This window comes from Alsobacter ponti, assembly GCF_024294805.1.
Lineage (GTDB): Bacteria > Pseudomonadota > Alphaproteobacteria > Rhizobiales > Beijerinckiaceae > Alsobacter > Alsobacter ponti.
This window is the reverse complement of the sequence record NZ_JANCLU010000015.1, coordinates 87,873-112,085: the sequence shown is the minus strand read 5'-3', so window position 1 is coordinate 112,085 and position 24,213 is coordinate 87,873. Positions and strand designations below refer to the sequence as shown.

Annotated in this window: 21 protein-coding genes and 1 pseudogene; 16 read left to right on the top strand and 6 right to left on the bottom strand. The window is 65.1% G+C overall.

What is annotated here, in order from left to right; translation table 11 throughout:
* Window positions 1-6: 6 nt before the first annotated feature.
* A complete protein-coding gene (locus NK718_RS15460) occupies window positions 7-390 on the bottom strand; it encodes a helix-turn-helix domain-containing protein (RefSeq protein WP_254744056.1) in 384 nt (127 codons plus the stop codon).
* Window positions 391-519: 129 nt separating this feature from the next.
* Between NK718_RS15460 and dcm the strand changes: the two genes are divergently transcribed.
* The 7 genes from dcm to NK718_RS15425 are packed head-to-tail and all read left to right on the top strand — an operon-like array spanning window position 520 to window position 7,336.
* Entirely contained in the window at window positions 520-1,758 is a 1,239-nt protein-coding gene (gene dcm, locus NK718_RS15455) for a DNA (cytosine-5-)-methyltransferase (protein WP_254744054.1), read from the top strand.
* Window position 1,759: 1 nt separating this feature from the next.
* Window positions 1,760-2,206: a very short patch repair endonuclease gene (locus tag NK718_RS15450; RefSeq protein WP_254744100.1), complete on the top strand. Its 447-nt coding sequence runs from the start codon at window positions 1,760-1,762 to the stop codon at window positions 2,204-2,206.
* Window positions 2,206-2,556 carry a hypothetical protein gene (locus NK718_RS15445; RefSeq protein WP_254744052.1) on the top strand — a complete coding sequence of 117 codons (351 nt, stop codon included), beginning with the start codon at window positions 2,206-2,208 and terminating at the stop codon, window positions 2,554-2,556. The genes NK718_RS15450 and NK718_RS15445 overlap by 1 nt, the downstream gene beginning before the upstream one ends.
* The gene (locus NK718_RS15440; RefSeq protein ID WP_254744050.1) at window positions 2,553-4,454 is read left to right on the top strand and encodes a DEAD/DEAH box helicase; all 1,902 of its coding nucleotides are present in this window, start codon (window positions 2,553-2,555) and stop codon (window positions 4,452-4,454) included. Before NK718_RS15445 ends, NK718_RS15440 begins: the two co-directional genes overlap by 4 nt.
* On the top strand, window positions 4,454-4,903 hold the full coding sequence (locus tag NK718_RS15435) for an EcoRII N-terminal effector-binding domain-containing protein (RefSeq protein WP_254744048.1): 450 nt from the start codon (window positions 4,454-4,456) through the stop codon (window positions 4,901-4,903). Before NK718_RS15440 ends, NK718_RS15435 begins: the two co-directional genes overlap by 1 nt.
* Window positions 4,900-6,501 carry an ATP-binding protein gene (locus tag NK718_RS15430; protein ID WP_254744046.1) on the top strand — a complete coding sequence of 534 codons (1,602 nt, stop codon included), beginning with the start codon at window positions 4,900-4,902 and terminating at the stop codon, window positions 6,499-6,501. The genes NK718_RS15435 and NK718_RS15430 overlap by 4 nt, the downstream gene beginning before the upstream one ends.
* Window positions 6,476-7,336 carry an HNH endonuclease gene (locus tag NK718_RS15425; RefSeq protein ID WP_254744044.1) on the top strand — a complete coding sequence of 287 codons (861 nt, stop codon included), beginning with the start codon at window positions 6,476-6,478 and terminating at the stop codon, window positions 7,334-7,336. Before NK718_RS15430 ends, NK718_RS15425 begins: the two co-directional genes overlap by 26 nt.
* A gap of 330 nt (window positions 7,337-7,666) precedes the next feature.
* Here NK718_RS15425 and NK718_RS15420 read toward each other — a convergent pair.
* Window positions 7,667-7,971, bottom strand: a pseudogene (locus tag NK718_RS15420) (transposase); the annotation flags it as partial.
* Between NK718_RS15420 and NK718_RS15415 the strand changes: the two are divergent.
* The 5 genes from NK718_RS15415 (at window position 7,952) to NK718_RS15400 (ending at window position 16,686) form a co-directional block, all read left to right on the top strand.
* A complete protein-coding gene (locus NK718_RS15415; protein ID WP_254744043.1) occupies window positions 7,952-8,395 on the top strand; it encodes a hypothetical protein in 444 nt (147 codons plus the stop codon). The pseudogene NK718_RS15420 and the gene NK718_RS15415 overlap by 20 nt on opposite strands.
* 120 nt (window positions 8,396-8,515) lie before the next feature.
* Complete coding sequence (locus NK718_RS15410; protein ID WP_254744041.1) at window positions 8,516-13,525, top strand: AAA domain-containing protein; 5,010 nt, start codon at window positions 8,516-8,518, stop codon at window positions 13,523-13,525.
* Entirely contained in the window at window positions 13,518-15,011 is a 1,494-nt protein-coding gene (locus NK718_RS15405; RefSeq protein ID WP_254744039.1) for a hypothetical protein, read from the top strand. Before NK718_RS15410 ends, NK718_RS15405 begins: the two co-directional genes overlap by 8 nt.
* Before the next feature lie 110 nt (window positions 15,012-15,121).
* The gene (locus tag NK718_RS22190; RefSeq protein WP_371877300.1) at window positions 15,122-15,472 is read left to right on the top strand and encodes a YgjP-like metallopeptidase domain-containing protein; all 351 of its coding nucleotides are present in this window, start codon (window positions 15,122-15,124) and stop codon (window positions 15,470-15,472) included.
* A gap of 494 nt (window positions 15,473-15,966) precedes the next feature.
* Window positions 15,967-16,686 carry an SDR family oxidoreductase gene (locus NK718_RS15400; RefSeq protein ID WP_254744037.1) on the top strand — a complete coding sequence of 240 codons (720 nt, stop codon included), beginning with the start codon at window positions 15,967-15,969 and terminating at the stop codon, window positions 16,684-16,686.
* Window positions 16,687-16,719: 33 nt separating this feature from the next.
* On the opposite strand, the gene pyk is transcribed toward NK718_RS15400, so the two are convergent.
* Window positions 16,720-18,135, bottom strand: coding sequence for a pyruvate kinase (pyk, locus tag NK718_RS15395; protein ID WP_254744035.1), 1,416 nt, complete (start codon window positions 18,133-18,135; stop codon window positions 16,720-16,722).
* A gap of 186 nt (window positions 18,136-18,321) precedes the next feature.
* Between pyk and NK718_RS15390 the strand changes: the two genes are divergently transcribed.
* Window positions 18,322-18,600, top strand: coding sequence for a GNAT family N-acetyltransferase (locus NK718_RS15390; protein WP_254744033.1), 279 nt, complete (start codon window positions 18,322-18,324; stop codon window positions 18,598-18,600).
* 9 nt (window positions 18,601-18,609) lie between these two features.
* On the opposite strand, the gene NK718_RS15385 is transcribed toward NK718_RS15390, so the two are convergent.
* The 3 genes from NK718_RS15385 to NK718_RS15375 form a co-directional block, all read right to left on the bottom strand.
* Window positions 18,610-19,794 (bottom strand): MFS transporter, encoded by a 1,185-nt coding sequence (locus NK718_RS15385; RefSeq protein WP_371877299.1) that lies wholly within the window; start codon window positions 19,792-19,794, stop codon window positions 18,610-18,612.
* 131 nt (window positions 19,795-19,925) lie between these two features.
* Complete coding sequence (locus NK718_RS15380) at window positions 19,926-20,189, bottom strand: hypothetical protein (RefSeq protein WP_254744029.1); 264 nt, start codon at window positions 20,187-20,189, stop codon at window positions 19,926-19,928.
* 92 nt (window positions 20,190-20,281) lie between these two features.
* Window positions 20,282-20,920: a HupE/UreJ family protein gene (locus NK718_RS15375; protein ID WP_254744027.1), complete on the bottom strand. Its 639-nt coding sequence runs from the start codon at window positions 20,918-20,920 to the stop codon at window positions 20,282-20,284.
* 198 nt (window positions 20,921-21,118) lie between these two features.
* On the opposite strand from NK718_RS15375, the gene NK718_RS15370 reads away from it, so the two are divergent.
* Genes NK718_RS15370 through NK718_RS15360 form a run of 3 tightly spaced genes read left to right on the top strand, consistent with a single transcriptional unit; the run spans window position 21,119 to window position 24,071 of the window.
* The gene (locus tag NK718_RS15370; RefSeq protein WP_254744025.1) at window positions 21,119-22,588 is read left to right on the top strand and encodes an MDR family MFS transporter; all 1,470 of its coding nucleotides are present in this window, start codon (window positions 21,119-21,121) and stop codon (window positions 22,586-22,588) included.
* Window positions 22,585-23,274 (top strand): 4'-phosphopantetheinyl transferase family protein, encoded by a 690-nt coding sequence (locus NK718_RS15365; protein WP_254744023.1) that lies wholly within the window; start codon window positions 22,585-22,587, stop codon window positions 23,272-23,274. Before NK718_RS15370 ends, NK718_RS15365 begins: the two co-directional genes overlap by 4 nt.
* 32 nt (window positions 23,275-23,306) lie before the next feature.
* On the top strand, window positions 23,307-24,071 hold the full coding sequence (locus NK718_RS15360; protein ID WP_254744021.1) for an SIR2 family NAD-dependent protein deacylase: 765 nt from the start codon (window positions 23,307-23,309) through the stop codon (window positions 24,069-24,071).
* The last annotated feature ends 142 nt before the right edge of the window (window positions 24,072-24,213 follow it).

Genomic DNA, 24,213 nt, shown 5'->3' with positions numbered 1-24,213 from the left:
CATCCTTCAGCGATTGAGACACCACCGGGTCGATGACGTCGGACGTAATCGCGCTTCTGGACGCGGTGCGTACTTCAGATCCTCCTTTAGAAACTCGATCTCGAGAGCCTGCTTGCCGACGAGCCGCTCGAGAGCCGCTCGAGAGCCGCGATCCTGGCCTCGTAGGCCGCGATCGCGTCGGGCGGGTACGGCGTCGTCGTCCAAGGCGCCCGCGTCGTGCTTCTGGCGCCAGATGCGGATCAGGTTGCCCGAGATGTCGTGGCGCTTCGCAAGGCCATGTAGCGTCTCGCCGGCGAGATACTCCTGCACCACCTGACGCTTTAACGCTATCCTGTGGGAAGGTGTCGGGCCATGGGCTTCCATCCTTTGAAAGCCCGGCACGCCGGCCATTCCCTGCCATCACGCTGTCCGCCTCAGGGGCGCACTCCAGTCTGTGATCAAGATACGCCAAGCTATGTTCTTGACTTGTTCTCTGGAGACGAATCTGTCAGGTTGACAAAAAATGACCCAGGAGCGCCCGTGTCCGAATTTTCAATCCTCCGCCAGCAGGCGGGTCTAACTGTGACCGAAGCCGCCCTGCGAACAGGCTACAGCGAACGCACCGTCTGCCGATGGGACAAGGGGGAGACCCAGCCGAGAAAGGCAGTTCTCGATCTTCTTCGGGCGATTAAGCCGGGCGGCGGGCAGAACAGCACTCCGCCCGCTTTCACCTTCATCGATCTGTTCGCGGGGATAGGCGGATTGCGTCGCGGCTTCGAGCCGCTCGGAGGGAAATGCGTCTTCACATGCGAGTGGGATCGCTATTCGCAGAAGACCTATATGGCGAATTTTCCACAGGACGATCATGAGATCGCGGGTGACATCCGCAAGGTGGAGTCGAAAGACATTCCTGCACACGACCTGCTCCTGGCAGGATTTCCGTGCCAGCCTTTTTCGATTGCAGGCGTCTCCAAGAAGAACGCGCTGAACCGGCCGCACGGCTTCGCCTGCGAGGCGCAGGGCACGCTTTTCTTCGACGTGGCCCGGATCATCCGCGACCATCAGCCGAAGGCATTAGTACTGGAGAACGTAAAGAATCTAGTCAACCACGATCGCGGGCATACCTTCCGCGTGATCTACGACGTGTTGACGAAGGAACTGGGCTATCACGTCGAAAAAAGGGTGATCGACGCAAAGTCATGGGTACCACAGCACCGTGAGCGTATCTTCATTGTCGGCTTCCGGGAAAAAAACGGTTTTTCGTTCGACGACATGGAAGTTCCCGATCCGCTAAATGGTCCGAAGCTCGGCAGCATCCTGCATCGTTCGGGAGACTCGCCTGAAAAGCCTTTTACCGAGAAGGACGGACAGGCGGCGGCAAAATACACCCTGTCAGTCCATCTGTGGGGCTATCTCCGAGACTACGCCGAAAAGCACCGCCAGAAAGGCAACGGCTTCGGGTTCGGTCTATTCGGCCCAAGTGACGTGGCCCGGACACTCTCCGCCCGCTACTACAAGGACGGCTCCGAAATACTGATTTTGCGGGAAGGCAATGTCCCACGCCGTCTGACGCCAAGGGAGTGCGCACGGCTGATGGGTTTCGACGGTCGCGGCCGACCGCCAATGGTCATCCCCGTCTCGGATACGCAGGCCTATCGCCAGTTTGGCAATGCCGTCGTTGTGCCGGTCGTGGAGGCCGTGGCGCGGCACATGGAGCCGTGGTTGCTTGAGGCTGTCCGGAGCGGCGCAGGCGCCACACGAAAGGCGGCCATTGCCTGATATGATCGATCAGCAGACCCGAAGCCGTATGATGGCGGGTATCCGGGGCAAGGATACCCGCCCGGAATTGGCTATCCGCAAGGCCCTGCACGCCCTCGGTTTCCGATACCGGCTGCATGCTCGCGACATTCCGGGCCGTCCCGATATGGCATTCCCGCGCTACCGGGCCGTCATATTCGTCCATGGATGCTTTTGGCACGGGCATGACTGCGCGCTGTTCCGTCTTCCAGGCACCCGGACTGAATTCTGGGCCGGGAAGATCGCGGGTAACCGAACGCGCGATGCGAAAGTGGCCGCGGAGCTGGACACCGCCCGCTGGCGGCATTTGACCATTTGGGAATGCGCCTTCCGGGGACGGGGAGGCATCGGCCTCGCTTCGGTCATCGGCCAGACTGCGGCATGGATACGAAGTGATGAAGGCAGCCGGGAAATCAGGGGGGAATTTTGATGGCGCTTGTCGATCTTGCCGACTGGATGGACGAGTTTGATCGTCCGCAGCGGGCAATATGGTATGTGAAGCGGCTGGCTGCCAACGACACGCTTGCAAACGAACGCGCATCAGGCCGGACCATATATTCCGAAAAATTTCGTGTTCCGAATTCTGCCTCAGATCGATACCGCTTTCGCATGCCGATCATCAGCTGGTACGGGCGGTCTATTACAACGGCGACGGCTGGCTACAATGTCTGTTTATATGCGAGTTGTCAGCCGAATTGCCTCGGGGAGGAGAAGAGTTTGTTTAATGGTTCTGACAATGAATTGCGCCGGGATTCCGGTAGTATTACGAGGGATCCATGAAGTGTTGGCGACTGTATGGAGACCAGCTAAAGGTCGATATTGACGGTGTGCCAGCCGCTGTTACTGCTGCGGAAATCATCGACACGATTGTCGAAGGCACATCACCGCTGGAAGGCCTAGATCCGGGAAAGAGCGGGGATGCTGCTTCGCTTCGTTTTTCCCGCTACCCAGCAGTACTCTCAGGCGTCGTGGAGGAGCGTTCAGGCCAAAATCTGCCCGCTGTCATCCTTGCGGTTCGTCCGCAGTTCGGGGGATCGTTTCCCGTCTCGAATGCCGTCCTACATAGCGGCCATGTCGTTGCGAACGGTAGCTGGTACAGCATCGAACAAAGCAGCCTGGACGAGCTGCGCGCCCTGCTCACCGAGGCGGGTGTGGATGATACCGGCCGTGTCCTGACATTTGGGGGACTGCTGGCGCTCAAAAGCGCAGCATCTAAGGGACTTGCGGTCGAGGACGTATTGCCAAGCGGCAGCGAAGCAACGCTTAGGTTCGTGCCGCCCGAGTCCGGATCGCCTGCGGGCATATCGGCAACCCTCTTTCCGTATCAGATCGACGGCTGGCGCTGGCTGAAATTCGTCATCGGCGAGGGTATCGGCGGCCTTCTGGCGGACGAAATGGGCCTCGGCAAGACATTGCAGGTCATCAGCGTGCTTGCCGACTGCGGAAAGAAAAAGCTGTCGCAGACGCTGGTTGTGGCTCCGGGGTCGCTCCTTGAAAACTGGAGGCGCGAGTTCGCGAAATTCGCGCCGTCGCTTTCCGTCCTGAAACACCACGGCGCGAGCCGGACCGGCCGATATGCCGACCTTCAGAAATACGATGTTGTCGTGGCCTCCTACGACACCATTGTGCGCGACCAGTCGCTGATGAAGATGATCGAGTGGGATGCCGTTGTTCTCGACGAGGCGCAGAACATCCGGAACCCCGAAGCCATCAGAACCAGGACCGTAAAGAGCCTTCCGCGCAAGGTCGCCGTTGCGATGACCGGGACGCCGATGGAAAATCGCCTGACGGACCTTTGGTCCATCATGGATTTCATAGCACCGGGCTACTTGGGCGATCTCGAATCGTTCATCGCGCGACATGAAGAAAGCGTCGACGCCGCGCAGAAGGTGGAGCCGCTTGTGACGCCGCTCATGCTCCGCCGCCGTGTCTCAGAAGTAGCGCAGGACCTGCCTGCGCGGATTGACGTTCCCGAGGTGATTCAGCTCTCGGATGCCGAGGCGGCTGAATACGAGCGCATACGGCAGGAAATATTCGATGAGCATGGAAGAGCGGCAACGCTGATCGCCCTCACCCGCCTGCGGCAGTTCTGCGCGCATCCCTCTATCACTCAGGGAGCAGCAAAGACCGCTCCAACAGGATTTACAAAGTTTGCACGACTTGCAGACATTCTATCAGAAATCGCTGACATCAGAGAAAAGGCCATCGTATTTACTTCATACACCGAGATGGCCGATATGATAGCCGGATATGTAGAAGGACAGATGGGATATTTCGCAGCGACGCTCGACGGTCGTCTGCCGATTGACGGCCGCCAGCCGCTGATCGATCGGTTCAGCGCAATAGAAGGCCCTGCGGTCATGGTCCTGAATCCGAAGGCCGGCGGCGCCGGACTCAATATCACCGCCGCGACCCATGTCATTCACTACAATCTCGAATGGAACCCGGCGCTGGAGGACCAGGCGTCCGCCCGTGCCCACCGTCGCGGGCAGACGCTCCCCGTCACGGTACACCGCCTTTTCTGTGCAGATACCGTGGAGGATGTGGTCAATGACCGAGTGCAGGCAAAGCGGGCGATAGCAGGTGCCGCAATTGTCGGAATGCAGGGACGCGACGACGACTATGCGGACGTGATCGCGGCACTTGAAAGATCGCCGGTCCGGCGGGGAGGACGCTGATGGGGGAATCCCTCGCAATCTCAAAAACGCTCAGTGCGAACGACGCCGGGGATACCGGCGCACATCAGGCAGGTATCCTGGTGCCAAAGGAGGAAAAGATATTGTCCTTCTTCCCACACCTAGCCGCAGACAGACGTAATCCCCGAGCGCATTTGCTGTTCCGCGACGAATCCGGGGCAGAATGGGAGTTCGCATTCATCTACTACAATAACCGCCTGTTTGGCGGCACACGCAACGAATACCGCCTGACCCGGATGACCCGATACATCCGCGAGCAGGCGCTCGTGCCTGGCGACGAGGTACTTCTCAGCCGCGACGGGCACGGCAGCTATTCCATCACCGCCAGAAGACTTAAGAAATCGACGGCCAGACGCGATGCGGAAGGCCGGGTCGTGCTTCAGTTGGGCGGTGGCTGGCGCATCATAGAGCTTCACGGAGGGGGCAAATGACAAACGAAAGCATTGTATCAGTACCTGATCCGGCCCGGACGATGGAAGGGCTGAGGGATACCGGCTACGAGTTCGATACCGCAGTTGCCGACCTCGTCGACAATTCGATTGCCGCTCATGCAACAGTCTTGGACATTCGGCTGACTGCCGACATTCGCGGGGACATCCGCCTGTCCATTGCCGACAATGGCGATGGCATGAACCGGGACGGACTTATTCTGGCCATGCAGTATGGCTCACCAAAGCGCTCCGATCCGGCGAGCCTCGGCAAGTTCGGTCTGGGGCTCAAAACCGCCTCAACAGCCTATTGCCGCCGTCTGTCGGTCGTCTCACGTAACAGCGGCGACGCGCCCGCGCTGATGGCAACCTGGGACCTAGACCATGTTGCGACGCGCCGTGAATGGGAACTGCTCTTTACCGATGAACCGGATGACGAGGCGCTGGAGCACCTCGACGCGGTTGCATCCGGGCACTCCGGGACTGTCGTCATCTGGACGAAAGTGGACCGGCTGATGAACTATAAGGATGCCGCCAGCGGTCACGCACGCAGGGGACTCGAAAAAAAGAAAAATGCCCTGATCGAACACTTGGCGATGGTCTATCAGCGGTTCCTCGATGCGAAGGACAAACGCGCTCCGAACGTTTCCATCAGGGTCAATGGGGCAGAGGTCAAGGCTTGGGACCCATTCCAAGTCGGTTATTCCGAGCTGCTGGCAGGCGATACGGTCAAGGTCGAGGGGAGCAGTGCGGAATTCATCGTCAGTGCATATCTTCTGCCGCGTCCCGAGGAGTTTCCAAACGAGGAGGCTGCAAAGGCTGCAAGGATCGCCACCACAAGACAGGGTATCTATGTCTACCGTCAGGACCGGCTGATCCACGACGCCGACTGGCTCGGCATGTTCCAGATCGAGCCGCACTTCAACCTCCTGCGCGTCGAATTCTCCTTCACGCATGAGCTGGATGAGTTCTTCCATCTGGACATCAAGAAGTCGCAGATCATTCTCGATGACGAGCTTTGGGCTTGGCTGAAGGACCAGTTCCTGCCCGCGCCCCGCCGCGAGGCGAACCGCAGATACCGTGAAGGCGAGAAAAAAGAGATCGGCAAGGCCTCCAAGGGCGCACACGACGCTTCCAACCGCACGATCGGCACCAAGGAAGCCGAAGTCGGCGGGGCGGAGGTCAACGTCAACGACCCGAATACCGGCTCGGTGACCGTTATCAATCCGAGAGGTAAGTTTACGCTGAAGCTGCCGGTTGGCTCAGCCAATCGGCCGGGTGAGGTGTTCATCCAGCCAGCTTCCGGAATACGGGACGGTATGCTGTTCGAGCCGTGCATCATTGAGCAGCACAAGGCAGTGCGGGTCAATACCGAGCACGACTACTACCGGAAGGTCTATGTCCCTAATCTCAAGAATGGCGTGACGATCCAGGGGATGGACTCGCTCCTGTGGGCGCTTGCAGTCGCTGAACTCAGCGCCACGACCGACAAGACCGAGGAGAACTTCGCCGATATGCGTTTCGAGGTCTCCCGCATCCTCCGCAAACTGGTCGAAGGCCTGCCGGAGCCGGACCTTGGAACGGATTCCGATGCCGCTTGATCCTGTTTCTTTCGCGGCGTTCCTGACAGAAGAGACGGGTCTGCCGTTCGTCGGCAGATCAGGTCTTGATGCCGAAAAAAACCGATGGATTCTGGTCGAACCGGAAGGACATGCCGGGTCGCACGGGTTCTCAATCCGCACCACGCTGAAGTGGCGAAGGCTGGACATTGCCTTTGAGCCTGGCAGATTTGCCGGCGAGCTGCTTGAAGGGATGTCCGAAGCCGACGCTGACGGCCGCGGCCTTTTCGAGAGCATCATCAGCGAATGCAACAACCTCGGTGCAACGGTGTCGCTCCGCATCAACGGTGTAGACGCCGACTATCGTGCTTCTGCTGTCTGGCCGATTCGGTGGGCAAGATTCGGGATGACACTGAGCCGGGGGAACCTGGAGCTCGGCGCAGAGGATGGCGCCCAGGACGAGGGCATCGCGCGGGAATGGGCGGTACGCTTCGCGGCCGCAGTCGTTGCCCTGCTTCCGCTGGAGCGTGCCGACACGGGGGAACCCGACATTGCCGGCTATCCCGAAGGGAGCCTGATCCGCGTCGAGGTCAACCGCTACGAACGGGACCGACGCAACCGGTCCGCCGCGCTTGCGATACATGGCAGGGCCTGCAAAGCGTGCGGTATGAACTTCGAGCAGGCCTATGGAGCAATAGCTGCGGGATTTATCGAAGTTCATCACACGACGCCGGTATCGGAACTGGGCGCCGACTATCGTCTGGATGTGCGCCGGGACCTGATTCCGCTTTGCCCAAACTGCCACGCCGTTGTTCATCGGCGATCGCCGCCTCTCTCGCTGGATGAGCTGGCGGCCATTCTGGGCGCGGCACCCTGATCGCCGTCGGTGGACGATGCTCGCCAACGCTCCCCGAGCGCAATGGCAAGTTCGAGGCCACAGAAAAGCTCGGCACTGCCGGCCGTGAGGCGCAGATGAGGCAGGTCGAGACCGATTAAGTTAGCGGCATTTTGGAGTTGGTGATGACGTTGCCCCCAGTTTTTATCCAGCCTTGAGTTCGTTCCGGCGGTTGGTTTGGCCCTCTCGGGCGGGTTGAGCGGCGTGGGCAGACGCGGAGCTATTCACGTTGCGTAGCGTCTGATCACATCGCGGGTGGAACGTGGCCGCGAAGTCGACCGGCGTCTGCCATCCGAGCTTCTTCCAGGTGCCGCGGACTTCATCGACCAGTCGGCGCCGCCGCGCAGGCCTTACAGCTTTCGTGACAGCACATCCTGCAGCATGGCCTTGTCGAGGGAGAGGTCGGCAACGAGCTTCTTCAGCTAGCCGTTCTCCTCTTCCAACACTCGCAGCCGCTTCATCTCCGAGGGCATCAGGCCGGCGAACTTCTTGCGCCAGCCATAGAAGGTCGCGTCGGAAATCCCGGCCTTGCGGCACACCTCCGCAACCGGCGTGCCTTCCTCCGCCTGCTTCAGGATGAAGGCGATCTGCGCCTCCGTGAACTTCGACTTCTTCATCGATCTCTCCGTCTCCGGCCCGGGCTGCAAAACTGGAATTTCCCAGCTTTCGGCGCTCCAGGAAACGGGAAGCAGGTCACTGGCGCTGCTCGCCCATATCGGGGCGCTATCCATCGACGCGATCCGGCAGAAGTCCGACCGTCTTGAACACAAGCGGTTTGGTCACGCCGACGCGCTGGCAGAAGCGATTGGGTTCGATATTGCCGATCACTACACCCCGGACGTGCCGACCTATTTCAGCCGGGTCAGCAGCCCGCAAATCGTTACGACGCTGTGCGAGGCGAAAGGCGTACCGGCGGCACCGGCGTGGAGCCGCATGAAGAAGGCCGAGTTGGCTGTCATCGCTGCCCGCGAGATCGCGGGCACGCGGTGGCTGCCGGAGGTGCTGCGCGCCATTGGCGACACGGTCGAGGAAGCGGCCTGACGCTTTCTAGCCGCGTCCTCGCAGGAGGTTACGGCCTTTTTTCTGCCAGCGCCCAAAAAGGCTTCGATGAATCATCGGTGTTTGGCTATACTTTGGGCAATGTTTTTGGGGCGGGGCTTTATGAAAATAACAAACGCCGGCCGCGGATTGCATAAACGCGAGATCAAAGGCATTGATCGGTTCCGGACCGACCTGCCCGCCGATTGGTATGCGTTCACAAATCTTGACCTCGTTCTCGGCGTGGGCCGGGCGCGCGAAATCGATGTCGTGATCGTCTCCGACAAGCGGATATTCCTGATCGACCTGAAAGACTGGTATGGAAACATTGCGAGTGTCGATGGCCGCTGGCACCTGAACGGCATCGATAGAGACCCGTCTCCCGTCGCAAAGATCGCCGGCATCACGCGCGACATACTTCCGCTGCTGAGCGCAGAGTTCAAGAAGAGGCCTGAAACCAAGGACCTTCCCTTGCCACGGATAGAGGGGCTGGTCGTCCTGACGGGAAAGGCCGACCGCACGGACATAGCCGAAACAGAAAGAGCAAAGGTTCTGACCGCCGACGAGTTCTTGAGCATCGTGAAGGACAGCGGCCGCGAACGCGCGACGTTCGGGAATGTCCCCGGCGCATACCTTTCCACGCCGCTGACGGACACATTCTGGAAGGAGCGTCTTCACCGTTTTTTCAATGCCGGTCCCAGTTCGCCGTTCCAGCCGGGGCGGCGGCGTTTTGAGCGGTTCGCCGCCGAGGACGTGCCCACATTCTCGCATCCGCAGGACATATACCGCGAGTATGAGGCCGCCGAGGAAGGCAACAAGAACAACCTCGGCACACTGCGTCTTTGGGATTTCACCAAATGCCCGGACCCCCGTTTCCAGAACGAGGAAGGACGCCGGGAAATCGCCGGGCGGGAACACGTCGTCTATCACTGGCTCAAGGATCGCAGCAGCGCCGCCGAGCAAACCCTGCTTCCCCCGAAGATCGACGACCCGGAGCGGGGAGTGCATTACTGGGAAGTCTATGACCGCCGCCGCCGCATGCAGAGACTCGGCGTGTTCGCCGAAACCGAAGCGGTGCGGCTCGCGCCTTCCGAGAAGATTGAGCTGGCGCGCCAGATTCTCGCTTCGGCGGCGAATCTTCATGGGCAGGATGCCGCCCATCTCGACCTTGGCGGACACAGCATCTGGCTTGAGGCGCCGACCACCGCCAAGTTTTCGCACCTGATGGCCGCGCGCTTCCCGGAGGTCAAATCCCTTGGCGGGTCCCGTTACCAGTTTCTCGCCAGCGTCGATGTGCCCGAAGACCACCTGGGCGTGGAGCGCGGACCCCAGTGCCGCGACGTGTTCCTCGCGGCGGTCGCCGTCCACCAGCTGCTGTTCGGAAAGATTCCCGGCGGCAGTCCGCCGGAGTGGAATCCGGCGATCGACGGGGCCGGGACGTTTGGCGCGCTCCACGACTGGTTCGCCGAGGCGCTGGAACTCGATCCGTCCCGCCGCTACCCGGACGCCATCCAGGCCTTGCAGGGATTCAACCGCGCAACCGCGCAGCGCCCGACGCGGGATGAGATCATCTCCGGGCTTGACCGGCATCGCGGCGCCATCCGGTCGGTTCGCCAGCTCATGACGGCCTTTCCGGAGTCGGGAGACCTCATCGTCGAGAACGACCGCGTGGAAATGTGGCGGAGCCAGAACGACGGCGCGCCGGTTGTCGTGAAGCTCTGGAAACAGGCCTCATGGGGCGACATGGCGCGCGAGGGTGCATCCATCCTGGCCTTCCTTGATAAAGCAGCCGCAGCAAAGGCCGACCGTCCTGCGGGCCTGCCGACTGTTCGGGAGGCGTTGTGGCTCGGAGACTCCCTGGCCCTCGTACAGGACTGGGTCGAAGGCCCGACGCTCGCGGCGGTGCTAGCTGCACCGCCGGAGGATTTTACCACGCCTGCGGCGGCGCTGGCGTTCGTGGAGCGCCTGACGCGAACGGTCGATGCGCTTCATGAGAGCGGCCGGGGCCATGGCGACATATCGCCTGCCAACATTGTTGTTTCCGCCGAAAATGCGCCCGTCCTCATTGACGCGCTGGATTTCTCGCCGCGCGCAGACGGGGAGCACACCACAGCGGCTTATGCCCCTTCGTCGGGCAGCCTTTTCGAGCGTGACCGGTTCGCGGTCACCAGAATAGCGGAGGAAGTGTTTAACTGCGCCGCGCTGGCCGAGCGCGATGCGCGCGAGATCGCGAGAGCCATCGCGGACTGCCGGGAAAAGGAGCCGCGCCTTTCCACGCTCCTGCCGCTTCTCGACCAGGTCGAGGCGGCGCTCGCGCGGCTGAACGCGCCGGCGGCAGACGACGCGGGCGATGTTGCCGCCCACTACGCCGTCAGCATTATCGGCGCGGCCACCGGCCCGATCGAACCGGACGAGGGCTACATCCTCCTGCGCGTGCGCCGCGATGCCGCGCGGGGCACGCTGTTCCTCGTGCTGCGCGGCGCCGCGGAGGAGCTGGATATCCGGCTGGACAACAACGCTCAGCCCGTATCCGCAAGGCGCCGCAGGCTGGAGCAGCGGCAGATCAGGCGTAGCGCCGCCCAGGAATTCCACATGGTCGTGGCCACCCTTTCGGTGGAAAGCGCTCTTATGAACGACCTGTCCGCGCTGGCGCCTCTTCTGGCTCTCTCTGAGGTGCAGGAAAGGATCGCGGCGGAACGGACGGGATCGGCCCCCGCGCCGGTCGATGTCGAAGATCCTGCCGCCGCGCCCGTCGCGGAAGAGGCGGCCGAGGACGCCCTTGCCGAGGAGATTGCCGTACGGCCTGTCGTCGCGCTGGCGTCCCTCGACGTGCCGGCGCTCTGGCGCGCGCTGATCGACGTCGAGAACGAGCTTACCATCGAGGGTATCGCACAGATCGAAAGCGTCTTCGATCGCGGATCGGGCCGTCACAAGGTGCCCATCGAGCTTGAAAGCGGAGCGTTCGAGTTCGCGCGCCACGATACCGTCGGCGTGGAGCGACAGGACAAAAAGGGCGCGTGGCGCCGCATCGGCCAGCTTGACCTCCAGTCATCGCGGTCGGACCTGGCGGTCATCGACGCCAGCGACACAAACATGGCGCACCAGGCGCATATCGTCGATGCCGGGCAGCGCCTGCGCTTCTGGAGTCACTTGGAACGCCAGAGCCTGAAACGCCGGACGGACGCCGTTGACCGGATACTGGCGGGCAACGGGCGATCCCGCGACCTTCTGGGTGTATTCGACCCGCGAACCGGCGCACTGCCCTCGAACGTCGGTCACCAGCCCGCTGCGGGTTCGCTCGGCATCTACGGGCTGAATGCCGACCAGGAAGCGGCCTTCGCGCGCATCGTGGCGAACCGGCCGGTCGGGCTGTTGCAGGGGCCGCCGGGAACCGGGAAGACCCGCTTCATCGCGGCGCTTGCGCACTATGCCCTGACGAAAGGCCTGGCACGCAACGTGCTGCTGGCGAGCCAGTCCCACGAAGCGGTGAACACGGCGGCCGAAGCGGTGCTTACCCTGTTCCGCAACGGCGGGGTGCAGCCGAGCCTGCTGCGGATCGGGCGGGACGAGGAGCAGGTTTCGCTGCCGCTTCGCGCCTACCACACGCCGAAGGTCGAGCAGGGTTTCAAGGATCGCTTCCGGGCTTCTTTCCGCGACCGCCTCGCGGAGATCGCCGGTGCCCTGGGGCTCCCTGACAGCGCCGCCGACGAAATCGCCGCGATCGAGACGACTATCCGCCCGCTGGCGGAACGCCTCGCTGACCTGACGCAGCAGGGGGACAAGGATGAGCAGCGCCTGAACAGCCTGCTGGACACCCTGCGCCGGCACCTCGAAAGGCTTGATGCCGCGGCGCTGCTCGACGGGGAAGAGGCGCGCGAATGGTCAACATTGCCGGACGAGGTCGCGCAGGCGGTTATGGAGCGCCACGCGCGCGGCGCCGGCGCCGACCGGTTTGACAGGTTGTATAGGGCGGCGGCCATCGGCCGGGATTTCGTGGGGAGCGTTTCGCGCGCGCAGCGCAGCTTCGAGAGCTTTCTTGCCGGGACGCGCCAGATCGTTGCCGGAACCTGCGTGGGCCTGGGGCGTACGGCATTGGGACTGACCGCCACGGCGTTCGACCTCGTTATCGTCGATGAGGCGGCCCGCTGCACCGCCAGCGAACTGCTGGTGCCGCTGCAAGCGGCGCGCTGGGCCGTCCTTGTGGGAGATCACGCGCAGCTGGAGCCGCAGCACAAGGCGGAGGTCGTCAACGCTGTCGCCGAGCGCACGGGGGTAGCGAAGCGTGAAATCAAGCGCAGCGATTTCGAGCGCGTCTTCACCACGCCATACGGCGCCGCCGCCGGTGCGCGGCTCAAGACGCAATACCGAATGCTGGCGCCCATCGGGCAGGTCGTCTCAGAAGCCTTTTATCCCGATATGCCGCTGCATGCCGGGCGTGAGACTCCGGAAATCCACCCGGCACTTCTCCCGGCAGGACTCGATGTCCCACTGCTCTGGATCCAGACGGACGGCATGGGCGAAGCCGCCGCAGAGCGGCCGGAAGAAGGCGGCAAGAGCCGCATCAACCGGGTGGAGGCGGACGCCATCGTGGCGATGCTGGAGGACTGGCACAGCCACGAGCCGTTCCGGACCTGGCTGCTCACGCAGCAGAAGCATCCCGCCGGCATCGGGGTGATCTGCATGTACGCCGCGCAGCGCGATCTCATACGCCGCAAGCTGCGCCAGTCGGCGCTCGCCTATCTTCTGGACCGTCACCTGAAGGTCGGGACGGTCGATAGCTACCAGGGCAAGGAAAACCCGGTGGTCCTTCTCTCGCTGGTGAGGAACAACGAAGAGGGGCCGATGGAGGCGGGCGTGTGTCGCGTGCGCGAGGGTTTCCTGACAACGCCCAACCGGATCAATGTCGCCGTCAGCCGCGCTATGGACCGGCTGGTGGTCGTGGGCGTACGGGGGCGGTGGTCCCCGCATGGGCCGATGGGGCGCATGGCGGAAGCGTTCGGGCGGCAGGTCACGCGGGGGACGGCACGCGCGGTCAGCGCCGAGGACATCATCGGGCGCGCAGGGGCGCAGCCAGCGCGGGAAGCGGCGTCGCGTCCCCGGAAGGCGCGGGCCGAGGAAGGTGCGCATGGCTAACCAACCGCGCCCGCTCCTGCGTTTGAAGGGACATGAACTGCTTCCGGCCGACGAGGACCGCAAGGTGGAACTCGGTGTTTATGACGTGCTTCTGCCCTGCCGCAAGTATGAGGTCGCGTACAAGGTCGCGATACTGGGCAAGGTCAGCCAGAGCCTTGAATTCCTGTTGCGGCTGGTGAAGGCGGTTCCCGGGATTGAGGAGGAGTCCGCCGCCGCGTTCTTCGGTTTTGAGCAGACCGAGATCAGCTACGTCCTCAACGAGGCCACGGGACCCGGATTCGTCGAGCGGCGCGAGGGCCGCCTCTGGCTAACGTCCGCAGGCGATGCACTCTTCAGGGAAGGTGCCGACGATCCTGCCATCTATACCGTCGAGGAACGCCGCCGCGACCTCGGATTCGACCTGCTCGCCATCGCGCCGCAACCCCCGCGCGCCATCGACTCCGTAGAAATGTCGCTTCCGGAGCTGCCGCTCGCGGACCCCGCCGGAACAGGAAAGGTCGGGGACAGGATATTCGAGCGTTTCAGCAGGTTCTTCTATGAACTTGCCGAACGCCGCGACCGCGAGCAGATTCAGCAGCGGGACCTGTATTCGGTGGACAGGGTCGTTCCTAAGGATCGTTTTCAGGTGCCGGTCCGCATGCGGGTATTCGCACAGGCGTCCGCGCCCAGCCTCCCGGAAATAGACCTGGGCTCCTGGCGGGCCGAGCATGAGATTTCCGACCGGCCGCAGATCGAGAGCGCGGCGGCCATGCTGGTCGATGACCTGAAGGTCAACGGCAACCAAGTCGGCGCCCTGCAAGCCTACGAGGTGCTCGCGGAACTGGCACCGGACTTTCTGAAGGAGTTTGTCACAAGGACCGGCCTGAACGTGAACCGCTACTGGCGCGAGGCGGTCGGACGGGCGGGCGAGCCGCGCGCGGACCGGAAGACAGTGCCGGTCATCGGTCCGCTCTATACGGAGGCTAACGCGCGGCGGTTTCTTGAAGTGGTCGATTACGGCTTGCGCAGCTGCGCTGAGCAGCCGGAGTTCGTCTTTTCCGTAGCGCCGCAGACCCGTCTATGGGGAGGGACTACCCAGCAGAGGGATACGCTTTCGTATCTGCGCCGCAGGATCGCGGCGGCCGCGCCGGCAACCACGACGGAGTTGCGCGCCGTCTGCCTGTTTCCCGGCAAGGCCGCGTGGTTTATCGACAGGACGTTTGATGACGTGCTGAGCGCGGATTCCAGCGGCATCCCGCCCGCGCTGGAGATTATGATCGTTCCGCACATCGCCGTCGCGGCGCTTGTTCATGCGCCGATCGGCGCCTCGTCGGGATATGCCGTGCCCCTGGGCTGGGCTTCGTTTGACGAGGGCGTTGTCGCCCGCACACAGGCCTTCGTGGCGGAAAGGCTCTGGCCGTTTGTTCGTGAACGCGATCTTCACGACCGACTCGTCCAGGCATTGCAAGGCGGGGACCAGGGCGATAGCGGTGAAAGCCAACCCTGACTTCCACGACGGATGGCGGTGGAAGTCCTGTCTGCTGCCGCCTCCGCTTCGCGGTACGGGCTCTATCGCCTCGACGGCGACGAAGCCGCAGGGCGTATTCGCCCATCCGGGTGACCGCGCGTATTCTGCATGGATGGTTCAAGAAACGCGCGAAGGTTAAGTTCACAGAGCGCCTCGAGGTCTGTCTGCGTCGGTTCTCGCCGGAAGAGGACGTGAGGCCTTGCAAACTCACCGTTCGGGCGATGACGCGCCGCTGGGGCTCGCTCACCGCCTTACGCAATATGACCTTGCACATCCGCCTCGTGGGGGCGTCCATCCACTGCATCGATTACGTCATTACACATCAACTATGTCATGCGTTGATTCCGTATCATGGCCATGTTTTACGATTTGCTGGGCAAAAAACTTCCAAACTGGTCGAACCTGAAGGGCAGATTAGAACGAGCCTTAGCTTAACCTGATCGAAAAGTTGTGTCGAAAACCCTGACCAGGTTCAAGCCGGCGCGGCTCTCGATGAGCTTGGACCCCCAGGAGGACGTCGCAGCCCTGTTCAAGGCATTGCGGTTCGCAGGCGTTCGCCTAGTGACGTTGGTCGATCCCGACAATCTCCCGCCCTTAGTGGGCTGGTTTCGCCGCGCATCCGCTCTCGCGCGACCTCAGTGCAGCAGTTCGGTAAAGGTGGTTGCGTGTCCACTCAACCACCGAGAGTTCGAGCTGAGCAGGTCGAGGTCCGCCTTACGGTCGTTCGGTAAAGGTGGTATCGCGTCCCTGCTGTGAACCTGCTAGTTGGCCAACCGCGGCACACTCAAAGCCCAGTTCTGATCTTCATTCCCCACGGTGCGCCATTTTCATCCAGACGCGACGAACCAGAATCGTGACGCCCGCCCGGCTTGAAATCCGGTCGGGGCCGGGCTCTGGTGCGAGCTTCGAGTGTCGTGCTTCAGCGAGGACCCCTATGCCATCGAACAGCCAGCCTTCGGCGAAGGTCGCCATCGTCACGGCGGGAGGAAGCGGGATGGGGGCGGCGGCCGCCCGTCGGCTTGCGGCGGATGGGTTCAACGTCGCCGTCCTGTCGTCGTCGGGGAAGGGCGAGGCGCTCGCGCGGGAGCTCGGCGGCCTGGGCGTGACGGGATCGAACCAGTCCAACGACGACCTGAAGCGGCTGGTGGACGCGACGATGGCGCGATGGGGCCGGGTGGACGTGCTGGTCAACAGCGCCGGCCACGGCCCGCGCGCGCCGCTGCTCGACATCACCGACGAGGATTGGCGGCGGGGAATGGACGTCTACTTCCTCAATGTCGCCAGGGCGACGCGCCTGGTGGCGCCGATCATGGTCGCGCAAAAGGCGGGCGTGATCGTCAACATTTCCACGGCGTGGACGTTCGAGCCGTCGGCGATGTTCCCCACATCCGCCGTCTTCCGCGCCGGGCTGGCGGCCTATACGAAGATCTTCGCGGACGAGTACGCGCCGCACAACGTGCGTATGAACAACATCCTTCCCGGCTGGATCGACAGCTTGCCGCAGACCGACGAGCGGCGGCGCAGCGTCCCGATGGGCCGCTACGGCTCGAGCGATGAAATCGCAGCGACCGTGGCGTTCCTCGCTTCCGAGGGCGCGGGCTACATCACCGGCCAGAACATCCGGGTCGACGGCGGCCTCACCCGATCCATCTGAGCGCCGGATCTGGCCGCGCCCGCCGGCCGTCGATCACCGCAGGTGAACGACGCGTAGATTGTTGGTGCTGCCGGCCTTGCCGAAGGGGATGCCCGCGACCACCACGATGGGCTCGGGCACCTTCGCGAACCCCTCCGACAGCGTCACCTCGGCGGCGCGCGCGACCATTTCCTCGTAGGAGTGGACATCCTCCGCCAGGATGCTGTGAGCGCCCCAGAGCAGGCACAGGCGGCGGGACACGTTCTCGTCGGGCGTGATCGCCAGAATGGGCACCGCCGGCCGACGCCGGGCGATGCGGGCGGCTGTCGTGCCGCTGGAGGTGTAGGCGACGATGGCCGGGGCGTGGATCATCTCGGCGAGGTCGGCGCCGGCGGCGGCGACGGCATGCGGCGCGGTCTGCTCCTCGCCGGGCTCGGTGGCCCGCACGATCGAGCGGTACAGCTTGTGCTGCTCCGTGCTGCGGATGATGCGGTCCATCATCTCCACCGCCTCGACCGGATAATGCCCCGAGGCCGATTCCGCCGAGAGCATCACCGCGTCCGCGCCGTCATAGATGGCGGTCGCCACGTCCGACGCCTCCGCCCGTGTCGGCGTCGGCGCGCCGACCATCGAATCGAGCATCTGCGTGGCGACGATGACCGGCTTCACGGCGAGCCGGCAGGCGCGCACGAGCTCCTTCTGGCGGCCGGGCACGTCCTCGTGCGGGATTTCCACGCCGAGGTCCCCGCGCGCCACCATCAGCGCGTCCGAGAGGCGGATGATGTCCTCGATGTGTTCGAGGGCCGACGGCTTCTCGATCTTGGCCAGCAGGCCCGCCTTGTCGCCGACCAGCCCCCGCGCCTCGATGAGGTCGCCGGGCTTCTGCACGAAGGAGAGGGCGACCCAGTCGACGCCGAGCCCGAGGCCGAAGGCGAGGTCGGTGCGGTCCTTGGTCGTGAGGGGAGAGAGGTCGAGCACCGTTCCGGGCAGGTTGACGCCCTTGCGGTTGGAGATCACGCCGCCGACGATCACGTCCGCCGTCAGGGAGTCATGGTCAATCCCGGTGACGCGCACCCGAACGCGGCCATCGTCGATGAGCAGGTCGTGGCCCGGCGCCACGGCGTCGAAAATCTCCGGATGGGGGAGGGGAATATTGTTGGCGTCGCCTTCGCTGCCCTCGCGCACGAAGCGAATCTTGTCACCCGCCGCGACGCGAATCTGCCCATCGCGCAGCGTGCCGACGCGAATCTTCGGCCCTTGCAGGTCCATCAGGATGCCGATGGGCCGGCCGACGTCCTTTTCCAGCTCGCGGATGGCGGCGTGGACGCGGGCGTGGTCGGCATGCGTGCCGTGGCTGAAATTGAGCCTGAACGTGTCCGCGCCCGCCAGGAAAAGGGCGCGCAGCATGTCGGGCGAAGCGCTGGCCGGGCCGACGGTGGCGACGATCTTGGCGCGGCGGAAACGATGCATCGGGAAAAATCCTGTTCGGCCGCGCCGGTCACGAGGCGCGGGAGTCGCTGCGATCAATGGGCTGATCAGTTCGCATCAACTCGTCCGGCCTGTCAAAGCGGCCCGCCAAGACGCCGACCCGGCTGGCGCGGCAGCGGCGGCCGTGAACAGAATGGCCAGACGCGCGTTGCCCGCCGCGGAGGCGAGATGGACTGGACCCTGACACACGATCCCGATCGGCGGCGCTACGTGCTGGCGGACGCGGCCGGCCCCGTCGCCTACGCCGCCTATGTCGAGCGCGACGGTCGCGTGGTGATCCACCACACCGAGGTGGAGCGCGCCCGGCGGGGGCGAGGCGTGGGGGCGGAATTGGTCAGGCGCACGCTTGACATGCTGCGCGCACAAGGCCGGGTGGTGACCCCCGCCTGTCCCTTCGTCAGCGACTTCATCGACGCGCATCCGGACTACGCCGACCTCGCCCGATAGGCCGGGCGGTCACTCGGGAGCGCGCGACGGCGCGAAGGCGTACACCGCGCAAGCCGCCAGCAAGAGCGCCCCGAAAACCGTGTGGAGCTGGCCGAAGACGAGGGACGGCGCATCGCCCGCCTCGCCGCCGGCGCGCACGAAACGGCCGGATGCCCACTGCACCACGCCCGCGCCGGCGATGAAGAGGAAGTTCATGAAGGTGACGCCGCGTCCGAGCAAGCCGGGCGGAAAGAACGTCCGGGCGTGCGCCATCAGGATTCCATAGCTGAGGCCCGCCGCGCCGATGAAGGCCAGAAGCGCGAGCGCCAGGGCCGCGCTGCGGTCGCCGAGCATTCCAAGCGCCAGCAGCGCCAGCCCGGTCACGACACCGCCGATGAGACAGGTGAGCCGCGCGTCGCCGAGATAGCGTTCGACAGGCCCATAGGCGAGCGCGCCGAGGCTCATGGCCACCGCCATGACGAGCGCGGCGTTGCCCCGCTCGGCCGCGTCGAAGCCGTGCACCTGGCCCAGGAAGGGCGCGATCCACAGGCTTCGGACGGCGATTACGACGGCGTAGCTCGTCAGGGCCAGCGGCAACATCAGCCACAGGACGCGAAGGCGCAGGATTTGGCCGAGTCCCGCCCGGAAGCTGGCGTGCTCGTGTTTCGTCGGCAAGGCGGGCGGGTCACGCAGGAGCAGCACCGCGAGCGCGCAACTGAGCGCGGTGACGGCGGCGATGGCCGCCATCGAGGCTCGCCAGCCGACGGCCTGAACCGACCAGGCCAGCGGCGCGGCGCCGAGCAGGTTGCCCGCCGAGCCGAGGCCGATCATCAGCGAGGACAGCATGGCGAAGCGTTCCGGCGGATACAGCCGGCCGAACACGTACATGCTCGACATCAGCACCGGCGAGCAGCCGACGCCGATGAGGGCCATGGCGGCGAGCGCCCCCGTGAAGCTCGTGGCCGCGGCGAACGCCCCCGCCCCGGCGACGGCGAGCACGAAGAACAGGCCCATCGTCCGGCGCGGCCCCAGCTTGTCCAGCGCGAGTCCGACCGGGAATTGGGCCAGCGCGAACGAGGCGAACCAGACCGCCGACAGGTCGCCGAGTTGCGCGGCGTCGAGGCCAAGATCGCGCGACAGTTCGCCCGCGACGATTGCGAGGAAGGCGCGGAAGAACTGGCTGAGCACGTAGGCGAACAGGAGGATGGAAAACACGAGCATGGCTTCGTGTAGCCCGGCCACGCTCCAGCGTCGACCGTCGACTGGCGAAGTCGTCCTGATGGGCGGGACTTACGCCCGCGCGAGCCGACGTGCGGAAGGCTCCGCACGTCGCGCCACGGGGTGCGTCAGCGTGTGGTGGTGGTCGTCGTGGTCTTGCGCTTGTGGACGGTCCTGTGCGTCGCCTTCTTCGGCGTGCCCGCCGCGGTCGCAACCGCAGGCCCGGCCACCGCTCCGGCGACGCCGCCCGCTGCCGCGCCCACCGGGCCCGCCACCGCCGCGCCGGCCACGGCGCCCACGCCCGCGCCGCCGACTCGTTCCTGGGTTGTTGTGCAGGCTGCGAGAGCCAGAGCCATGCCGCCCGCGGCGACAGCCATTGTCAGGATTTTCATGCGATGCGTCCTCTTCACACCCCTTCCGACCCGCGCGGGCAACGCGCGAGCAGGTACTTAGTTCGCAGAGATGTGAATGGCGCCGAAGGGGGTCAGCCGACGGCCAGCACGACTCCGGAGGCGGCGATCACCACGCCGAGGCCGCGCAGCTTCGTCTCGGCGCGCGGCGTGAATCGCAGCAAGGCGACCGCGCCAGCCGCGCCCAGGCCGTGTAGCAGGGCGGTCCCGGCCAGCACGCCGACCAACCACGCAGAAAGACCATGCGTCGGCGCCTCCAATGCATGCGCCGCGCCGTGAAACAGGGCGAACAGGCCGACCGCCATATAGACCGCTGCCTGGGGCATGCGCCGGACCAGCGCCAAAGCGAGACCCAGCGCGACGACCGACAGCAGGATCGCGAGGTCGGCGAACGGCATGACGAGCCCCAGGACGCCGGCCAGCGCGCCCAGCGCCATCCCCGTCAGGAAGCTCGCGGGCACGGTCCACCGGGCGCACCCGCCGATTGCCGCGCCGAGCAGCCCCACGGTCGCCATGGCGAGCGCATGGTCCAATCCCGCCATCGGATGCAACAGGCCGGCCATGGCGGACGCTTGGCCGGACGCGTCGGGCGACGGATGAGCGCAGGCCGGGCCGCACAGGACGAGCGAGGCGAGGAGTGCGGAGTGCCTCGCGGACAAGCGGAATTTGCCTGAAATCCAGGCAACGGCGTGAGCGGCGCGGTGCGGCGTCATGGCGATCGGCTCCTGTCGGCGGGATCGAGGGCTGCGATGCCGGAGCACTTTGCAAGTGGAAGGCCAGATGGCGGCGCCTCACTCGCTTGCCGGAAGCCTATCGCGACATGCGGAGCCCACGCAGCCTCTGGACAGGCGCGGTGGGCGGCTTATGACACTCGCTCCACCCCGATCCGGCCACGGTGAGAGGCCCCCCCGATGAACGCCCCCGAGCCTGTCGCCCCGATTGTCGCGCCGCCTCTGGACCACGCCCAGATTCGCCTGATCATCGTCGGGGTGCTGATGGCGATGTTCCTGGCCGCGCTCGACCAGACCATCGTGGCCACCGCGCTGCCGACCATCGGGCGCGATCTCGGCGGGTTCGAGCTTCTGCCCTGGATCGTCACCTCCTACCTCATCACCTCCACGGCCATTACGCCCCTGTATGGAAAAGTGAGCGACATCGTCGGGCGGCGGCCGACCCTGCTGGTGGGCATCCTCACCTTCGTCGCGGGCTCGGTGGCCTGCGCGCTCGCGCCCAACATCCTCTCGCTGATCGCGGCGCGGGCGCTGCAGGGCCTGGGTGGTGGCGGCCTGATCTCGCTGGCGCAGACCATCATTGCCGACATCGTCGCTCCCAAGGAGCGCGGCCGGTACCAGGTCTACATCGCCGGTATGTACACGAGCGCGAGCCTGCTTGGGCCGGTCCTCGGCGGCCTGTTTTCCGAGCACTTGCACTGGTCGGCGATCTTCTGGATCAACGTTCCGCTCGGCGCGGTCGCGTTCGCCATGACGAATTCGCTGCTGCGCAAACTGCCGAGGCACGAGAGGCCGCACGCCCTGGACGTGCCGGGAGCCCTGCTCATCATGGCGGCGACGAGCGTGCTGATGCTGGCGCTGAGCTGGGGCGGGGTGCGCTATCCGTGGGGGTCCGTGCCGATTCTGGGGCTGATCGCGGCGGCGGCGGTGCTGTGGGTGCTGTTCGGCTTGCGCCTCGGCCACGCCGACGAACCGCTGATTCCCCTGTCGCTGTTCGCCAACTCGGTGGTCCGGCACGCCACCGGCGCGGCCTGTTGCGCGATGGGCGTGTTCGTCGGCCTCACCATCTACGTCCCGGTCTATCTGGAACTGGTCGCGGGGCTGTCGGCGGGTTCCTCGGGCCTCGCGTTGCTGCCGCTGATGGTGGGAACGGTCGTCGGCGCGACGGTGTCCGGCCAGGCGATGAAGCGGATCGAGCACTACAAGCGGTCGCCGCTGATCGGCCTTTCGATCGCCATCGCGGCGACCATGGGCCTGGCCCTCTTTGCGTCACGGCTTCCCGTGGCGGGGCTCATGGCGCTGTTCGGCTGCCTGAGCGCCGGGCTGGGCACCGTGCTGCCGGTGACGACGGTGGCGGTCCAGAACGCCGTCTCCATCCACCAGATGGGGATTGCGACCGGCGGGGTGAACTTCTTCCGCAGCCTCGGCGGCGCGATGGTGGTCGCCGCCTTCGGCGCGATTCTGCTGGGGGGCGGCGTCGCGGCGGGGTTCCACGGCATCGGCGGGGGGAATGTCGCCGGGTCGCTGGACCAGGTCCTGGCCGCGTTCCGCCATCTCTTCCTCGCCGCCGCGGCGCTGCTGGCGGTCGCGCTGGCGTTCATCGCGCGCATGGAGGAGCGCCCGCTGCGCTCCGGCAAGGCCGGCGCGTGACGCCGGCTCCCGCGCGCCTGCCCGACGCGCCGCCCGGCCCGGGCGAATTGTTCGCCGTCGCTGCGCGCCGCGCCGATCTCGGGGCGACCGAGGATGTGCTCTCGCGAGAGGAGCGTCGACGAGCCGCCGCGATCTCGCATCCGGGCAGCCGGGCGCGGTTCGTGGACGGGCGCATCCTGCTGCGGCGCGTGCTGGGCCGCGTCCTGAACCGTCCGGCGGCGGATCTTGCCCTTGACGTTCCGCCATCGGGCAAGCCGCGCCTCGCGGGCGGTGACGACGTCGACCTGCGCTTCAGCATTTCGGTGGGCGAGACTCGCGTCCTGGCGGCGGTCGGGACCGGCGTGGAGGTGGGGGCGGACATCGAGGAGACCGCGCCGCCCGATTTCGAGGCCGTGGCGCTCACCATTCTTGGCGACGCCGAGATCCGCGAGTTCCGCGCGCTTCCGCTGGCCGAGCGAACGGCGGCCTTTCTGCGCGCATGGACGCGAAAGGAAGCCTTGCTGAAGGCCGCGGGGGTTGGTTTCGCGGTCGATCCCCGCCGTCTGGCGGTCGGCCTGTCCGGGACGCGGGGCTTCGTGGCGTCGGACGCACTCGGGGGGCGCTATGCCTGGGCGGACCTGGACGGGCTTCCGGCCAGCGTCGCGGCGGCGGGCGAGGGGCTCGAGACGCGGCTGTTCGCCCTTTGACGGCCGCTGTCCGCGCCCCATCTAATGCCGCGATGACGGACCGCTTCCTTCCACCTTCCCATGACGGCCTGGACCGACTGCGTGACCTCGTCGCCGGAGCGCGAGACATCGTCGCGTTCACCGGGGCTGGGATTTCGACCGAGTGCGGCGTACCGGACTTCCGCTCGCCCGGCAGCCCCTGGCTCGTTCACAAGCCGATCGCCTACCAGAGTTTCATGGCGAGCGAGCAGGCCCGCCGGGAGGCCTGGCGGCGCAAGTTCGCTATGGACGACACCTACCGCCACGCCGAGCCCGGGCGGGGCCACGCGGCGCTGGCGGCGCTGCATGCGCGCGGCGTGCTGCGCGCCGTGGTGACGCAGAACATCGACAATCTTCACCTTCGCTCGGGCCTGCCGCCGGAGAAGGTGATCGAGTTGCATGGCAACGGCTCCTACGCCGTCTGCCTCGGCTGCGACAAGCGCCACGAACTCGCCGACGTGCGCGCCTCCTTCGAACGGACCGGGGAGGCCCCGCGCTGCGACGCCTGCGGGGGACCGGTGAAGTCCGCCACCATCTCCTTCGGCCAGCCCATGCCAGAGGACGCGATGCGCCGGGCGATGCACGCCGTCTCGCGCTGCGACCTGCTGCTCGCCATCGGGTCGTCACTCGTGGTGCAGCCGGCGGCCCGTCTGCCGCTGATCGCCAAGACGGAGGGCGCCGCGCTCGTCATCCTCAACCGGGATCCGACGCCGCTGGACGGTTTCGCGGACCTCGTTCTGCGGGCCGATATCGGCGATGCGCTCTCGCGCGTGCTCTGACGCGCCCCCGCTCGAAATATTGGCTGTGACCAAGTCCGGAAAGGACTGTCCCGACTCGACGCGGATGCTATGCTGTTGTTGAGAATCAAACCCAGCAGGCAGCAGTCCCAAGTCTTATTGGTCCTCGGTCTCTTTCGTGGTG

What these genes read in the sequence shown, in the direction of transcription:
- NK718_RS15460 (WP_254744056.1), bottom strand. Translation starts at nt 390, where the DNA reads ATGGCCGGCGTGCCGGGCTTTCAAAGGATGGAAGCCCATGGCCCGACA.
- NK718_RS15450 (WP_254744100.1), top strand. Translation starts at nt 1,760, where the DNA reads ATGATCGATCAGCAGACCCGAAGCCGTATGATGGCGGGTATCCGGGGC.
- NK718_RS15445 (WP_254744052.1), top strand. Translation starts at nt 2,206, where the DNA reads ATGGCGCTTGTCGATCTTGCCGACTGGATGGACGAGTTTGATCGTCCG.
- NK718_RS15440 (WP_254744050.1), top strand. Translation starts at nt 2,553, where the DNA reads ATGAAGTGTTGGCGACTGTATGGAGACCAGCTAAAGGTCGATATTGAC.
- NK718_RS15435 (WP_254744048.1), top strand. Translation starts at nt 4,454, where the DNA reads ATGGGGGAATCCCTCGCAATCTCAAAAACGCTCAGTGCGAACGACGCC.
- NK718_RS15430 (WP_254744046.1), top strand. Translation starts at nt 4,900, where the DNA reads ATGACAAACGAAAGCATTGTATCAGTACCTGATCCGGCCCGGACGATG.
- NK718_RS15410 (WP_254744041.1), top strand. Translation starts at nt 8,516, where the DNA reads ATGAAAATAACAAACGCCGGCCGCGGATTGCATAAACGCGAGATCAAA.
- NK718_RS15405 (WP_254744039.1), top strand. Translation starts at nt 13,518, where the DNA reads ATGGCTAACCAACCGCGCCCGCTCCTGCGTTTGAAGGGACATGAACTG.
- NK718_RS15400 (WP_254744037.1), top strand. Translation starts at nt 15,967, where the DNA reads ATGCCATCGAACAGCCAGCCTTCGGCGAAGGTCGCCATCGTCACGGCG.
- pyk (WP_254744035.1), bottom strand. Translation starts at nt 18,135, where the DNA reads ATGCATCGTTTCCGCCGCGCCAAGATCGTCGCCACCGTCGGCCCGGCC.
- NK718_RS15390 (WP_254744033.1), top strand. Translation starts at nt 18,322, where the DNA reads ATGGACTGGACCCTGACACACGATCCCGATCGGCGGCGCTACGTGCTG.
- NK718_RS15380 (WP_254744029.1), bottom strand. Translation starts at nt 20,189, where the DNA reads ATGAAAATCCTGACAATGGCTGTCGCCGCGGGCGGCATGGCTCTGGCT.
- NK718_RS15375 (WP_254744027.1), bottom strand. Translation starts at nt 20,920, where the DNA reads ATGACGCCGCACCGCGCCGCTCACGCCGTTGCCTGGATTTCAGGCAAA.
- NK718_RS15370 (WP_254744025.1), top strand. Translation starts at nt 21,119, where the DNA reads ATGAACGCCCCCGAGCCTGTCGCCCCGATTGTCGCGCCGCCTCTGGAC.
- NK718_RS15360 (WP_254744021.1), top strand. Translation starts at nt 23,307, where the DNA reads ATGACGGACCGCTTCCTTCCACCTTCCCATGACGGCCTGGACCGACTG.